This window comes from Streptomyces sp. NPDC025618 (assembly GCF_055558795.1).
This window is the reverse complement of record NZ_JBVHLW010000052.1, coordinates 25,211-39,367: the sequence shown is the minus strand read 5'-3', so window position 1 is coordinate 39,367 and position 14,157 is coordinate 25,211. Positions and strand designations below refer to the sequence as shown.

Below are 14,157 nucleotides of genomic sequence, written 5' to 3'. Positions count from 1 at the left end.
ACGCCCGGTTACATTCCGAACCCGGAAGCTAAGCCTTTCAGCGCCGATGGTACTGCATGGGGGACCGTGTGGGAGAGTAGGACGCCGCCGAACAATATTTCAAGGACCCTTGGTCCCAGCGTTCACGCTGGGACCAAGGGTCCTTTTTGTTTTTTTCCGAAGCGCGCCGGTCCACCGGTTGCGCGAGAATGACTGCGGTACCTGAAGACAGGAGTCACGTCGATGTCCACCAACTCTCCCGACGATCGATCGGGTAGCGACCGGGGCGGCTTCCGCCGCGACGACCGGCCGGCGTACCGGCGTGACGACCGTGGCGGTCCCCGCCGTGAAGGCGACCGGGGTGGACGCCCGACCGGCGGTGGTTTCCGCCGTGACGACCGTGGTGGCAGCAACGACCGTCCGCGCGGCCCGCGCCGCGAGGACGACCGTGGTGGTTTCCGCGGTGGGCGTGACGACCGTGGTGGCCGTCCCGCCGGTGGTGGTTTCCGCCGCGACGACCGTCCCTCCTTCCCGCGTGACGACCGCGCGCCTCGTCGCGACGACGACCGTGGTCCCCGTCGCGACGACGACCGTGGTGGCTTCCGCCGTGACGAGCGTCGCGATGACCGTCCGTCTTTCCGTCGCGACGACCGTGCCCCGCGCCGTGACGACGATCGCGGCGGTTTCCGTCGTGACGAGCGTCGTGACGACCGTCCGTCGTTCCGCCGTGACGACCGCGCGCCTCGTCGTGACGACGACCGTGGTCCCCGCCGTGACGACGACCGTGGTGGCTTCCGTCGTGACGACCGCCGTGACGAGCGTCCGTCCTTCCGTCGCGACGACCGCGGCCCGCGCCGTGACGACGACCGTGGTGGTTTCCGCGGTGGGCGTGACGACCGTGGTGGCCGTCCCGCCGGTGGCGGTTTCCGCCGCGACGACCGTCCCTCCTTCCGTCGTGATGACGACCGCGGCCCGCGTCGCGATGACGATCGCGGTGGTTTCCGTCGTGATGAGCGTCGTGACGACCGTCCGTCGTTCCGCCGTGACGACCGCGCGCCTCGTCGTGACGACGACCGTGGTCCCCGTCGCGACGACGACCGTGGCGGTTTCCGTCGTGACGAGCGTCGCGATGACCGTCCGTCTTTCCGTCGCGACGACCGCGCTCCGCGCCGTGACGACGATCGCGGTGGCTTCCGCCGTGACGACCGTCGCGACGACCGTGGTCCCCGCCGTGACGACGACCGTGGTGGCTTCCGTCGTGATGAGCGTCGCGATGACCGCCCCTCCTTCCGCCGTGACGACCGCGCCCCGCGCCGTGACGACGACCGTGGTCCCCGTCGTGACGACGATCGCGGTGGCTACCGTGGTGGCCGCGATGACCGTGGTGGTCGTCCGGGCGGTGGCGGCTACGGGCGTCGTGACGACCGGCAGGGTGGCGGTGGCTACCGCGGTGGGCGCGACGAGCGCTCCGGCGGGTACGGGCGCCGTGACGACCGGCGTGACGACCGGGACCGTGACCGCGAGCCCGTGAAGCGTCTGCCGATCCCCGACGACGTGACCGGCGACGAGATCGACAAGGACGTCAAGCAGGAGCTCATGAGCCTGCCGAAGGGCCTTGCCGAGGAGGTCGCGCGCAACCTCGTCATGGTCGCGAACCTGCTGGACGAGGACCCGGAGCAGGCGTACGCCTACTCCCGGATCGCCCTGCGCCTCGCGTCCCGCGTCGCCGCCGTGCGTGAGGCCGCCGGCTTCGCCGCGTACGGCACGGGCAAGTACACCGAGGCGCTGGCCGAGTTCCGCGCCGCGCGCCGGATGACGGGCTCCGTCGAGCTGTGGCCCGTGATGGCCGACTGCGAGCGCGGCATGGGCCGCCCGGAGCGCGCGCTGGCCATGGCTGGCGAGCCCGAGGTGCACAAGCTGGACAAGGCCGGCCAGGTCGAGATGCGTCTCGTCGCCGCCGGTGCCCGCAAGGACATGGGCCAGGCGGACGCCGCGGTCGTGACCCTGCAGAGCCCCGAGCTCGCGTCCAGCTCGATCCAGCCGTGGACCGCCCGCCTGCGCTACGCCTACGCCGACGCGCTGCTCGCCGTGGGCCGCGAGGACGAGGCCCGCGAGTGGTTCGCCAAGGCCCTCGAGGCGGACCAGGGCGGCATGACGGACGCCTCCGACCGGCTCGCGGAGCTGGACGGCGTCGAGTTCACGGACGCCCTGGTCGAGGCCGACGAGGACGAGGAGACCCCGGTGGCCGAGACCCCCGAGCCTGCTGAGACCGAGCCCGCTGAGGCCGGGACCGTCGAGGCGGCCGCCCCGGAGCAGCCCGCCGAAACCCCGGCCGCGGCCCCGCAGTTCGTGGAGCCCGTCATGCCCGAGGAGCCCGCCGAGGCCCCCGAGCCCGCCGCGGAGAAGGCGGTCGAGGACAAGCAGGCCGAGGCCGAGCCGTCCGATGACAAGTCGTCCGACGACAAGAGCTGACCGCTCACGCGTTGACGCTGACGCCGAAGGGCGGAACCCCCACCGGGGGTTCCGCCCTTCGGCGTTGAGGCCGTCGGCCGGTCGGTCTCAGTTCAACGCCAGGCTCCGCAGCACCAGGCCCGTCGCCGGTTTGGGGCCGAAGGAGGTGGATTTGCGGGGCATGGTGACGCCCTGTTCCGCCAGTTCGCGTACGACGTCCTCGCAGACCGGGTGCATCAGGACCGCCGTGCCGCCGTGGCGTTCGGCCTGCTCGACGGCGGCTGCCGTCTCGTGGATGTAGCCGATGTGCTCGGGGTCGTCCGGGACCTGCCAGATGTGTTCCAGGAGGACCGAGTGCAGGACGGTGGCGTCGAGTGTGCGCCATGCCTCCGGGCGGTCGGTGGGGACCGTGCGGGAGAGGAGGGCGGGGTCGGGGTTGTCGAGGAGGTGGAAGCGGCCGTCGCCGGCGAGCACGAAGGCGTTGCCGTCCTTGGCCACCGCCTCGGCGAGCGCGTCCAGGGCCTCCGGCAGGGAGCCTTCGAGGGTGCGTACGCGGAAGGCGGTGCCGACGGCGGCGAGCGCCTCGGCGACCGGGAGGTTGTGCAGCAGGCGGTGGATGGCCCGTACGCGCAGGGGGTAGCGGGCGGTGTCGACGAGGAGGACCAGGCCGAAGTCCCAGGGGCTGTCGGCGGGTTGTTCGGCGCGCAGCCGGAGGTAGGTGGCCCAGCGGTGGTGGCCGTCGGCGATGAGGGCCTGCTGCCGGGACAGGTCCTCGCCGACGCGGCGCAGGTCGTCCGGGTCGGTGATGGACCACAGCCGGTGGGCGTAGCCGTCGTCGGTGGTGGTGGACAGCAGGGGAGCGGTGCGGATCACCCGCTCGATGACGTCCGCCGCGCCGCCCTCGGCGCCGTTCCCGCGGTAGGAGAAGAGCAGCGGCTCCAGGTTGGCGCCCGTGCCGCGCATCAGGGCCGCGCGGTCCTCGACGATGTGCGGCATCACGTCCTCGTGGGGGAGCACGACGCCCTCCTCGCGGGGGCTGAGGCGCAGGGCCCCGATGAGGCCGCGTTGCAGTATGCCGTCGCCCCGCTGCTCGTAGACGTAGAGCGCGGGCTCGGGGTCGGCGGCGAGGATCCGCTCGTCCTGCCAGCGGCGCAGCGTTTCCGCGGCCTGCCGGTGCCGGTCCGCGGCCGTGGCGGCCTGGGGGAGGATGAGGCGGACGATGTTGTGCGGGTCCGCGGTCTCCAGGTGGCGCAGGCCGTCGGGCCGTACGACGACGTCGTACGGTGGTGATGTCACGGCGGCCAGGCTGCCGACCCGCTCCGGGACATAGCGCAGCCCTCGGAACGGCGCGAGTTCGAGACCCTGCCTTGTATCCCCTGTTCGGCCTGGAGTGCTCATTGGGAAATGTTATGTCCCATGGCCGGATGAGCAATGATCGGGGAAGAGACGTACAGCACAAGGAGTGAGTGCACGATGAACCAGACCGTCCGGATCCGGCCCGACGGCAGCCGCGAGCCGCTGAGCGCGGCCTACGACACGGCGCTGCTGGACCTCGACGGCGTGGTCTACGCGGGCGGCGAGGCCATCGCGTACGCCGTCGAGTCGCTGGGGACGGCGCGGGACGGCGGGATGCACCTCGCCTATGTGACGAACAACGCGGCCCGTACGCCCGGGGCGGTCGCCGCTCACCTGACGGAGCTCGGCGTGCCCGCCGAGCCCTCCGATGTGATCACCTCGGCGCAGGCCGTCGCGCGGCTGATCGCCGATCAGATCCCGTCCGGTTCACGGGTGTTGGTGATCGGGGCGGAGGGGCTGCGGGTCGCGCTGGAGGAGCGCAGGCTGGTGCCGGTGGACTCGGCGGACGAGGATCCGGCCGCGGTGGCGCAGGGTTACGGCGGGCCGGACATGCCGTGGTCGCGGCTGGCGGAGGCGTCGTACGCGGTGGCGCGGGGCGTGCCGTGGTTCGCCTCCAACACGGATCTGACGATTCCCAGCGCCCGGGGGATCGCGCCCGGCAACGGCGCGGCCGTGCAGGTCGTGCGGATCGCGACGGGCGCGGAGCCGCAGGTGGCGGGGAAGCCGCTGCCGCCGATGCACCGGGAGACGGTGCTGCGCACGGGCGCGGAGCGGCCGCTGGTCGTCGGTGACCGGCTGGACACCGACATCGAGGGCGCGCACGTGGGCGGCGTGGACTCGCTGCTCGTCCTGACCGGGGTGACGACCGCCGCGCAGCTGCTCGCCGCGCCGCCGGAGCACCGGCCGACGTATGTGGCGGAGGATCTGCGGGGGCTGCTCCAGGCACAGCCGGCGGTCGGCGAGGACTTCCGGTGTGGTGGGTGGACGGCCGCGGCGGAGGGCGGGGAGCTGACCCTGACGGGAGAAGGGGAGCTGGTCGACGGGCTGCGGGCGCTCTGCGGGGCCGCCTGGTCGGCGGCGGGCTCCGGCCGGTGCGAGCTGGACGCGGGGAAGGCGCTGGCGCGGCTGGGGTTCTGACGCCTGCCGCGACCTGTGCGGGACACGCGCGGGCCCCCGACCCTGGTGGCAGGGTGGGGGCCCGTCGGCGTCCTCGGCCTCAGGAGAGCTCCGCCAGGAGCTCCTCCTCCGACGCGCCCCGGCGCCAGTAGCCGGTGAAGGTCACCGCGCGGCGGTCGAAGCCGCGTTCGCCGACCAGGTGGCGGCGGAGGGTGCGGACCATGCCGGCCTCGCCGGCGATCCAGGAGTACGGGGTGCCCGCGGGCAGCTCCGCCGCGCGCACCGCGTCGGCCAGCGGGCTCGCGTGGCCGGGGCCCCGTACGAGCCAGGTGATCTCCGCCGAGGCGGCGGTCGGCAGGTCCTGGACGTCGTCGGGGTGCGGCACCTCGATCCAGACCTTCGCCCGGGTGCCCGCGGGCAGCCAGGCGAGGATGCCGGCGGCGGCGGGCATGGCGGTCTCGTCGGCGGCGACGAGGACCCAGTCGGTGCCGGCCGGGGGCTGGAAGTCGGCGCCGCCGTTGTCCCGGGCGACGGGGCCGAGGACGGCGACGCGGTCGCCGGGGCGGGCGGCCTGCGCCCAGTTCGTGGCGGGCCCGCCGTGGCCGTCGGCGTCGCCGTGGACGGCGAAGTCGACGTCGAGCTCGGCGAGGTCCGCGCGCAGGTCGCGGACGGTGTACGAGCGCATGACGGCGCGTACGGCGGGGTCCTGGGCGCGCCACTGCGCGTACCAGCCCTCGCCGAGGTCCTCGGGGAGGACGGGGGCGTCCTGGCCGGGCTGCGGCAGGAACAGCTTGAAGCGCTGGTCGCGGCCGTCGCTGACGGCGGCGGCGAGGTCGTCCCCGCCGAAGGTGACGCGGATCATGGCGGGGCTGACCCGGACCGCCCGCAGGACGCGCAGGTCGAAGAAGCGGTACGGGGCGGCGGTGGAGGTGGTGGTCATGCGGGGCGTGATCCTTTCGGCGGGCGCGACGGACACGGTCGCCGGCGGTGGCCGGCGTGAGGGGCCGTCAGCTGACCTTCTTGGCCTTCTCGACCGCGGCGGCGAGGCTCTCGACGAGCGGGGCGCAGCCGGCGTAGGAGTAGCGCGGTTCGCTGAGCCAGGGGGTGATCTGGCCGGCCTTGACCGCGGGCAGGCCCGCCCAGGTGGGCTTGGCGGTGAGGTCCTTGGGCTGGAGCGCGGCGGTGCGGTTGTCGAGGAGGATCAGGTCGGCGGCGTACTTGCCGGCGTTCTCCCAGCTGAGGCTCTCGAAGAAGCCGCCGGTGACCTTGCCGGGGACGACGATCTCGACGCCGAGCTGCTTGAAGTAGGTGAGGTCGGCGTAGACGGAGGGGTCGGAGACGTAGAACATGTCGGCGGCGGCGGAGGCGGCGAGGACCTTGAGGCCCTTGTTGTCGCGGGCGGCCTTGCGGAGCGTCTCGGACGCCTTCTCGAAGCGCTGCTTGGCGTCGGTGACGCGCTTCGCCTTGAGGTCGGCGCCGAGGGAGCCGGCGAGTTCGGCGTAGCGCCCGATGACGTCGGTGAGCGACTTCTTGGAGGTGCTGATGCCGACGCAGGGGGCGAGGCCGAGGATCTTCTTCTTGCTGTCGTCGGGGACGTACCAGAGCTCCTGACCCTGGATCATGTTGGTGACGAGCAGTTCGGGGCCCATGGCGGCGTACTTCTCGACGTTGAACTCGCCCCAGGTGTTGCCGAGGACCGTCACCTTGTCGACGTCGAGGTCGCCGGCCTGGGGGTCGGGCTTGCCGTCCTTGAGCTTGGTGGGGCCGAAGACGCCCGTGCAGTCGAAGCCGAAGTCGTGGAGGGCGGCGGCGGAGCCGGTGAAGGCGACGACCTTCTTGGGCGTGCTGCCCGCCTTGGCGGTCTCGCCGCGGTCGTCCTTGAAGGTCCAGGAGCCGCCGGAGGAGCCGGAGTCCGAGCCTCCCGAGGATTTCCCGCTCCCGCAGGCGCTGAGGAGGACGCCGGCGCCGAGCGCGCCACCCACCGTCAGAAGGCCGCGACGGGACAGGGAGCTGATGCCTGGGATGCGGGGGGTGCTCATGTGATGCACTTCTCTCGGTACTCACTCGAAGGGGCAGTGTCAGGGTAGGCTAACCTAACCTGGTGTTGGTCGACAGTCTCCCCGAATCCCCGGCGGCGCCGCCCCGGTCCGCGCCGCCCGGTCGCAACGCGGCCCGCGCGGCAGGTCTGTTCGCCGCGCTGGGAGTCCTGCTCCTGGTCGCCGTCGCGAGCGTCGCCGTCGGCGCCAGAGCGATCCCCCTCGACCAGGTGTGGGACGCGCTCTTCCACTCCGCCTCCGGCGCCGACGCCGTGGTCGTCCGCGAAGTGCGCCTGCCCCGCACCCTGCTGGGCATCCTGGTCGGCGCCGCGCTCGGGCTCGCGGGCGCCGTGATGCAGGCGCTCACCCGCAACCCGCTCGCCGAACCCGGCATCCTCGGCGTCAACGCCGGGGCCGCGGCCGCCGTCGTCTCCGCCATCACCTTCCTGGGCATCGGCACGATCAGCGGCTACATGTGGTTCGCCTTCCTCGGCGCGGCCGTCGTCGCCGTGGCCGTCCACTTCCTCGGCGGCAGCCGCAGCGCGACCCCGGTGCGGCTCGCGCTGGCGGGCACGGCCGTCACGTACGCGCTGTACGGCTACGTCTATTCCGTCCAGCTGATGGACTCCGCCGCGCTCGACCGGATGCGCTTCTGGACCGTCGGCTCGCTCGCCTCCGCCGACATGGGGACCGTCGGCCGGATCGCGCCCTTCATCGGCCTCGGCGTCGTGCTCGCCCTCGCGCTCGCCCGGCCGCTCAACGCCATGGCGCTGGGCGACGACACCGCCCTCGCGCTCGGCTCCCGCCCCACGCTCACCCGCGTCCTGGCCATGGCCGCCGTCACGCTGCTGTGCGGCGCGGCGACCGCCGCCTGCGGGCCCATCGTCTTCGTCGGCCTGATCGTCCCGCACCTGGTCCGCGCCCTCACCGGCCCGGACCTGCGCTGGATCCTGCCGTACGCGGCCGTCCTCGCGCCCGTGCTGCTGCTCGGCGCCGACGTGCTCGGACGGGTCGTCACCCGGCCCGGCGAACTCCAGGTCGGCATCGTCACCGTGCTGATCGGCGGGCCCGTCTTCATCCACCTCGTACGCCGCCGGAGGGTGGTCCAGCAGTGAGTGTGTCGTCACCCCCCGAGCCCGCCGGGCCCCGGCGGGCCACGTCCAAGGTGGTCCGCACCCGCGGCGGGCTCTCGCTGCGCGTGGACACCCGCGCCGTCCTCGTCGTCGCGGGGCTGCTCCTCCTCGCCGCGGCCGCCGCCGTCGCCCTCATCGGCACCGGCGATTTCCCGATGTCACCGGCCGAGGTCGTCACCACCCTCACCGGCGGCGGCACGACCGCGCAGGAGTTCATCGTCCAGGACCTGCGGCTGCCGCGCGTGCTCGTCGGGCTGCTCGTCGGCGCCTGCCTGGGCCTGGCGGGCGCGGTCTTCCAGTCCGTCTCCCGCAATCCGCTGGGCAGCCCCGACGTGATCGGTTTCGGCCAGGGCTCGGCGGTCGGGGCGCTCGTCGTCATCGTCCTCTTCCACGGCGACCCCTTCGCGGTCGCCGCCGGAGCCGTGGCCGGCGGGCTCCTCACCGGCGTCGCCGTCTACCTGCTGGCCTGGAAGAAGGGCGTCCACGGCTACCGCCTCGTCCTCGTGGGCATCGGCGCGGCCGCCGTGCTCACCGGCGTCCGCGACTACCTGATGACCCGGGCCGACCTCGTCGACGCGACCCGCTCGCTGGTCTGGATGGTCGGCTCGCTCAACGGCCGCGACTGGAGCCAGGTCTGGCCCCTGCTCTGCGTCGCCGCCGTGCTCTTCCCCGTCGTCATCGGCCACGGCCGGGCCCTGCGCATGCTGGAGATGGGCGACGACGCGGCGTACGCGCTGGGCGTACGGGCCGAGCGCGTCCGGATCGTCGTCATGGGCGCCGCCGTCCTGCTGACCGCCGCCGCGACCGCCGCGGCCGGGCCCGTCAGCTTCGTCGCCCTCGCCGCCCCGCAGCTCGCCCGGCGGCTGACCCGGGCACCGGGCCCCAACCTGCCCGCCTCCGCGTGCATGGGCGCCGTCCTGCTCATCACCGCCGACTGGGCCTCGCAGCGGCTCTTCGGCGCCGACCAGCTGCCCGTCGGCGCGGTGACCGGCATGCTCGGCGGCTGCTATCTGCTGTGGCTGCTCTTCACCGAGCGCAAGGCGGGCCGGATATGACGCCGCACACCACGAACGAACAAGGAGAGACCACCGTGAGCGACGTACGCGAGGCCGCCGTGCCGCAGGCGGCCGGAGCGACAGGGAAGTCCCGGCTGACCGCCGAGTCCGTGACCCTCTCCTACGACCAGCGGGTCATCGCGGAGAACCTCTCCGTCGCCGTCCCCGACCGCTCCTTCACGGTGATCGTCGGGCCCAACGCCTGCGGCAAGTCCACCCTCCTGCGGGCCCTCTCCCGCATGCTCAAGCCCGCCGCCGGGGCCGTGCTGCTCGACGGCGCGGCCATCGACTCGTACCCCGCCAAGCAGGTCGCCCGCACGCTCGGGCTGCTGCCGCAGTCCTCCGTCGCCCCGGACGGGATCACCGTCGCCGACCTCGTCGCCCGCGGCCGCTACCCGCACCAGGGGCTGCTGCGGCAGTGGTCGCGCGAGGACGAGCGGATCGTCGTGGAGTCGATGACCGCGACCGGCGTGGACGGCCTCGCCGACCGGCACGTCGACGAGCTCTCCGGCGGCCAGCGCCAGCGCGTCTGGATCGCCATGGCCCTCGCCCAGCAGACCCCGCTGCTGCTCCTGGACGAGCCGACCACCTACCTCGACATCCAGCACCAGATCGACGTCCTCGACCTGTGCGCCCAGCTGCACGAGGAGCAGGGCCGCACCCTCGTCGCCGTCCTCCACGACCTCAACCACGCCGCCCGCTACGCCACCCACCTCATCGCCATGCGCGACGGGCGGGTCGTCGCCCAGGGCGAGCCGGGGGAGGTCGTCACGGCCGAGCTGGTCGAGCAGGTCTTCGGGCTGCGCTGCCAGGTCATCGACGACCCCGAGACGGGCACGCCCCTGGTCGTCCCGGCCGCGCGCAGGCGCCGCGTGCCCGCGGGCGCTACAGCAGGGACCGCAGCCGCAGGACGTCCCGCAGGCTCGCCTGCACCCTGACCCGGCCCGCGGCCCACGCCTTCGCGAAGTTCAGCCGGCCGTCGACCAGGGCCACCAGGTCGTCGCCCGACATCGTCAGGGCGATCTCCGCCCGCCGCTCGGGGGTGCCCGGCCGCGTCGTGACGTCCTGGATGTGCCCGCCCGCCAGGTGGCCCGTGAAGGTGACGTCGAGATCGGAGAGGTGGCAGCTGAGCGAGCGGTCGGGCGTGGCGGCGTCCCGCAGGTCGCCGCTCGCCCCCGCGAGATTCCCCGCCAGCCGGTCGAGTGCCTCCCGGCACTCCTCGATGGTCGCCATGGGGAGGGACGCTACCCCAGCGGATCGCGTACGCCGCGAAGGCACCGGGACGGGGTAGCGTCGGGGGCATGACCGACCCGATGACCGGCGCACCGCGGGACGAGCGGGAGAGCGGGCCCCTCCCGCTCGGCGTCGACCGCGCCCCCACCGGCGACCCCGCCGTCGACGGCCTGCTGGCCCGGCTGGCCGACGCCGACCACCTCGCCGCGACCGGTCACCTCGAGGTGTACGAGGATGTACACCGGGGCCTGCGCGACGCGCTCACCGCGCTCGACCGGCACCCCGGGCCGACGGCGCCCTCCGGCGCGCCCGCTTCGCACGACAACAGGAGCTGAACCACCCGTGGCAGTGACCCGCCCGCGCCGCAGCCGACTCGACGCCGAGCTGGTGCGCCGGAAACTCGCCCGCTCCCGCGAGCACGCGAGCCAGCTCATCGCGGCGGGCCGGGTGACCGTCGGCGGCGCGACCGCGACCAAGGCGGCCACGCAGGTGGAGATCAGCGCCGCCGTCGTCGTCACGAACGACGAGAACGACCCGGACTACGTCTCCCGCGGCGGCCACAAGCTCGCCGGCGCCCTCGCCGCCTTCGTGCCCCGCGGGCTGAAGGTCGAGGGCCGCCGCGCGCTCGACGCGGGCGCCTCCACCGGCGGCTTCACCGACGTCCTGCTGCGCGCGGGCGCCGCCCATGTCGTCGCCGTCGACGTCGGCTACGGCCAGCTCGCCTGGTCCCTCCAGAGCGACGAGCGCGTCACCGTGAAGGACCGCACCAACGTCCGCGAGCTGACGCTTGAGCAGATCGACGGCAAGCCCGCCGACCTCGTCGTCGGCGACCTGTCCTTCATCCCCCTCGGCCTCGTGCTGCCCGCGCTCGTGCGCTGCGCCGCCCCCGACGCGGACCTCGTCCTCATGGTCAAGCCGCAGTTCGAGGTCGGCAAGGAGCGGCTCGGCAGCGGCGGCGTCGTGCGCAGCACCCAGCTGCGGGCCGACGCGGTCCGTACGGTCGCGGCCCAGGCGGCGGGGCTCGGGCTCGGTGTGCTGGGCGTGACGGCCAGCCCGCTGCCGGGACCTTCGGGCAACGTCGAGTACTTTCTGTGGCTGCGCGCCGGGGCGCCTGAACTGGACCCGGCGGACGTTGACCGTGCAGTGGCGGAGGGGCCCCGTTGACCACTTCAGAATCAGCATCGAGAGCAGTATCCGCACAGACCAGGGCGGCAGCCGAGGGGGAGAGGACGGCGGCCGACGGCCGCAGGGTCTTCCTGCTCGCCCACACCGGCAGGCCCGCGGCCATCCGCAGCGCCGAACTCGTCGTCCAGGGACTGCTGCGCTGCGGCATCGGCGTGCGCGTGCTGGCCGAGGAGGCCGCCGACCTGCCGCTCCCGCCCTCGGCCGAACTCGTCGAGGCCGGACCGGACCGGCCGGACGTCCTGGAGGGCTGCGAGCTGCTGATCGTGCTCGGCGGCGACGGCACGCTGCTGCGGGGCGCCGAGTTCGCCCGCCGCTCCGGGGTGCCGATGCTGGGCGTCAACCTCGGCCGGGTCGGCTTCCTCGCCGAGGCCGAGCGCGACGACCTGGACAAGGTCGTGGACCGGGTGGTGACCCGGGAGTACGAGGTCGAGGAGCGGATGACCCTCGACGTGCTCGTCCGCGCCGACGGGCACATCGTGCACACCGACTGGGCGCTGAACGAAGCCTCCGTCGAGAAGGCCGCGCGCGAGCGGCTGCTGGAGGTCGTCACCGAGGTCGACGGCCGGCCGGTCTCCCGCTTCGGCGGCGACGGCGTCGTCTGCGCGACCCCCACCGGCTCGACGGCCTACGCGTTCTCCGCCGGCGGCCCGGTGGTCTGGCCCGAGGTCGAGGCCCTGCTGATGGTCCCCATCAGCGCCCACGCCCTCTTCGCCAAGCCGCTGGTGACCGCGCCGGATTCGGTGCTCGCCGTGGAAGTGCAGCCGGAGACGCCGAACGGTGTGCTCTGGTGTGACGGGCGGCGGACGGTGGAGCTGTCGGCGGGGGCGCGGGTGGAGGTGCGGCGGGGGGCTGTGCCGGTGCGGTTGGCCCGGCTGCACCACGCGTCGTTCACCGACCGGTTGGTGGCAAAGTTCGCGCTGCCGGTGGCTGGGTGGCGGGGGGCGCCGCATTAGGTGACGGGGTGGGGGTGCTCGCCGTCGCCGGGTGCGCTTTCCGCCGGCGGCGAGGGAGGGGTGCCGGTGGTTGGCGCCTGCGGTGGGCTTGTTCCCCGCCCCGCCCCTTCCCGGCTGCGTCTGATGTGCGGCTCCGCCGCGTGGGGGCGCGTGCCCCCACGCAACACGCTTCGCGCGTTGTCCTCAAACGCCGGACGGGCTGAAAAGCGGCCACTCACGGACGCAGCCGTGCCAGAGCCTCCGGCAGTGCGTCGTCCGGGCGGACGGCGACCGTGGGGGGAATCCCCGCCCCGTCATACGTCGTCCGGCGATCCGAACCGTTCAAGAACTCCTCGTTCGGGAGCCAGAACTGCCAGCCGTTGGGGAGCGTCCGCTCCAGCCGGTCGGAGAAGAGGCCCTGCGTGTTCTCGCCGATGAGCACTGGCTCCGGGCCCCGCGCGAGCAGCGCCTCGGTGAGGGTCTCGCCCGCGCTCATCGTCAGCCGGCTGGTGAGGACGGCCAGCGGGCCGGTGTAGACGGGCCCGGCGTGCGGGACGGCCCGCACCGGCTCGGCGGGGGTGAACTTCCGCGGGTCGTCGGCGTCGTCGCGCGCGTGCTTGAGATAGGCCGTGTACGGCCGCCCGGTCAGCCGCTCGGCCACGTCCAGGGAGAGGCGGTCCGAGCCGCCGCCGTTGAGCCGCAGGTCGAGGACCAGGCCGCGCAGGGCGTCCGGACCGCTCGTGCGGGCGGCGGTGAAGACCTCGTCGAGGGCCTTGCCGAGCGTGGCCGCGTCGGCCTCGAAGGTGTTGCCCTTCACATAGCCCTGGAACGTGGTGATGCGGAGGAAGCCGATCCGGCCCGGCAGCTCCGCGTAGCTGATCTTCCCGCCCGCCCAGGACCGTTCGTCCTTGCCGCCGGCCGCCCTGACGCTCTCGGCGACGGCCTGGTCCATGCGGTTCCGCTCCTCTGCTGTGGGGAGGACGGTGTCCTCGCGGTGCCCGGCGAAGTAGCCCTCGGGGTGCCGCGGGTCGACCAGACCGGTGTGCCCGTCGTGGAGCGGCCGGATCATCTCCGACAGGACCGAGAACAGCTCGTCCGGGCCGGTGGTCGCCGTGATCCGGGGCCGGTAGCGGTCCCGTACGGCGTTCCAGTCCAGGTGCCGCGCGGCGAAGAAGGGGTAGTTCTCGGCGTAGGTCCGCCAGTAGGTGTCGAAGACCTGCCGCGGGTCGGCCTTGGGGTCCGGGCCGATGTCGCCGCGGCAGTTCGCGGGCAGCGCGGTGATCCGGCGCAGTGTGCGGTGCCCCACGTTGTCCCCGAACGCCAGCTCCGCCCGGTCGCGCCCCTTCGGCGTCACCGTGAGGGGTGCCTCGCCCTCCTGGAGGAAGGGGCCGCGGGCGTCGGAGCGGGCCGCGGTCAGCCCGCCGGGCAGACAGCTGACGGCCGTGGTCTCGTACGACCGCAGCTTCCGTCCGCCGTCCTCCACGGTGACGACCGTGCCGTAACCGTCCATGCGCCACGTGCCGTCGAGTGTGGCGCCGCCCGGGCCGCGGGCGAACGCGTTCCCCGGGCCGACGGCGGTGGTCAGGGCGACGGCCGTGGTCAGCAGCAGTGCGGCGATGCGCGGGGTACGGGGGCGTACGGTCATCCTGGCCTCATGGGAGTGCGTTCGGGCGTGACGGGA

13 protein-coding genes, 1 rRNA gene and 1 pseudogene are annotated in these 14,157 nt (G+C 73.7%); 10 read left to right on the top strand and 5 right to left on the bottom strand.

Annotated elements, in window-relative coordinates; genetic code table 11:
- The 3 genes and pseudogenes from rrf to ACZ4A5_RS28460 form a co-directional block, all read left to right on the top strand.
- Positions 1-93, top strand: a 5S ribosomal RNA gene (gene rrf / locus ACZ4A5_RS28470); the annotation flags it as partial.
- Between the two features lie 495 nt (positions 94-588).
- Positions 589-1,476: pseudogene (locus ACZ4A5_RS28465) on the top strand (hypothetical protein); the annotation flags it as partial.
- Positions 1,477-1,575: 99 nt separating this feature from the next.
- On the top strand, positions 1,576-2,451 hold the full coding sequence (locus ACZ4A5_RS28460) for a tetratricopeptide repeat protein (RefSeq protein WP_467590316.1): 876 nt from the start codon (positions 1,576-1,578) through the stop codon (positions 2,449-2,451).
- Between the two features lie 87 nt (positions 2,452-2,538).
- Here the strand turns inward: ACZ4A5_RS28460 and ACZ4A5_RS28455 are convergent, their stop codons facing one another.
- Complete coding sequence (locus ACZ4A5_RS28455) at positions 2,539-3,828, bottom strand: DUF1015 domain-containing protein (protein ID WP_467590305.1); 1,290 nt, start codon at positions 3,826-3,828, stop codon at positions 2,539-2,541.
- 75 nt (positions 3,829-3,903) lie between these two features.
- Between ACZ4A5_RS28455 and ACZ4A5_RS28450 the strand changes: the two genes are divergently transcribed.
- Positions 3,904-4,923, top strand: coding sequence for an HAD-IIA family hydrolase (locus tag ACZ4A5_RS28450; protein ID WP_467590303.1), 1,020 nt, complete (start codon positions 3,904-3,906; stop codon positions 4,921-4,923).
- Between the two features lie 79 nt (positions 4,924-5,002).
- Here ACZ4A5_RS28450 and ACZ4A5_RS28445 read toward each other — a convergent pair whose 3' ends face one another.
- On the bottom strand, positions 5,003-5,842 hold the full coding sequence (locus tag ACZ4A5_RS28445) for a siderophore-interacting protein (RefSeq protein WP_467590300.1): 840 nt from the start codon (positions 5,840-5,842) through the stop codon (positions 5,003-5,005).
- A gap of 67 nt (positions 5,843-5,909) precedes the next feature.
- Entirely contained in the window at positions 5,910-6,941 is a 1,032-nt protein-coding gene (locus tag ACZ4A5_RS28440) for an ABC transporter substrate-binding protein (protein WP_467590297.1), read from the bottom strand.
- Positions 6,942-7,003: 62 nt separating this feature from the next.
- Here ACZ4A5_RS28440 and ACZ4A5_RS28435 point away from each other — a divergent pair, with 62 nt between their 5' ends.
- The 3 genes from ACZ4A5_RS28435 to ACZ4A5_RS28425 are packed head-to-tail and all read left to right on the top strand — an operon-like array spanning position 7,004 to position 10,064.
- Positions 7,004-8,053: a FecCD family ABC transporter permease gene (locus ACZ4A5_RS28435; protein ID WP_467590294.1), complete on the top strand. Its 1,050-nt coding sequence runs from the start codon at positions 7,004-7,006 to the stop codon at positions 8,051-8,053.
- Positions 8,050-9,126 carry a FecCD family ABC transporter permease gene (locus ACZ4A5_RS28430; RefSeq protein WP_467590291.1) on the top strand — a complete coding sequence of 359 codons (1,077 nt, stop codon included), beginning with the start codon at positions 8,050-8,052 and terminating at the stop codon, positions 9,124-9,126. The genes ACZ4A5_RS28435 and ACZ4A5_RS28430 overlap by 4 nt, the downstream gene beginning before the upstream one ends.
- Positions 9,123-10,064, top strand: coding sequence for an ABC transporter ATP-binding protein (locus tag ACZ4A5_RS28425; protein ID WP_467590289.1), 942 nt, complete (start codon positions 9,123-9,125; stop codon positions 10,062-10,064). Before ACZ4A5_RS28430 ends, ACZ4A5_RS28425 begins: the two co-directional genes overlap by 4 nt.
- On the opposite strand, the gene ACZ4A5_RS28420 is transcribed toward ACZ4A5_RS28425, so the two are convergent.
- The gene (locus ACZ4A5_RS28420) at positions 10,012-10,359 is read right to left on the bottom strand and encodes a sterol-binding protein (protein WP_467590286.1); all 348 of its coding nucleotides are present in this window, start codon (positions 10,357-10,359) and stop codon (positions 10,012-10,014) included. The genes ACZ4A5_RS28425 and ACZ4A5_RS28420 overlap by 53 nt on opposite strands.
- 68 nt (positions 10,360-10,427) lie before the next feature.
- Between ACZ4A5_RS28420 and ACZ4A5_RS28415 the strand changes: the two genes are divergently transcribed.
- Genes ACZ4A5_RS28415 through ACZ4A5_RS28405 form a run of 3 tightly spaced genes read left to right on the top strand, consistent with a single transcriptional unit; the run spans position 10,428 to position 12,497 of the window.
- Positions 10,428-10,694, top strand: a complete 267-nt coding sequence (locus ACZ4A5_RS28415; protein ID WP_467590283.1) for a hypothetical protein — start codon at positions 10,428-10,430, stop codon at positions 10,692-10,694.
- A gap of 13 nt (positions 10,695-10,707) precedes the next feature.
- A complete protein-coding gene (locus ACZ4A5_RS28410) occupies positions 10,708-11,523 on the top strand; it encodes a TlyA family RNA methyltransferase (protein WP_467590313.1) in 816 nt (271 codons plus the stop codon).
- Positions 11,520-12,497, top strand: coding sequence for an NAD kinase (locus ACZ4A5_RS28405; RefSeq protein WP_467590280.1), 978 nt, complete (start codon positions 11,520-11,522; stop codon positions 12,495-12,497). Before ACZ4A5_RS28410 ends, ACZ4A5_RS28405 begins: the two co-directional genes overlap by 4 nt.
- Positions 12,498-12,711: 214 nt before the next feature.
- Here the strand turns inward: ACZ4A5_RS28405 and ACZ4A5_RS28400 are convergent, their stop codons facing one another.
- Positions 12,712-14,121, bottom strand: coding sequence for a S41 family peptidase (locus tag ACZ4A5_RS28400; RefSeq protein ID WP_467590278.1), 1,410 nt, complete (start codon positions 14,119-14,121; stop codon positions 12,712-12,714).
- Positions 14,122-14,157 lie beyond the last annotated feature (36 nt).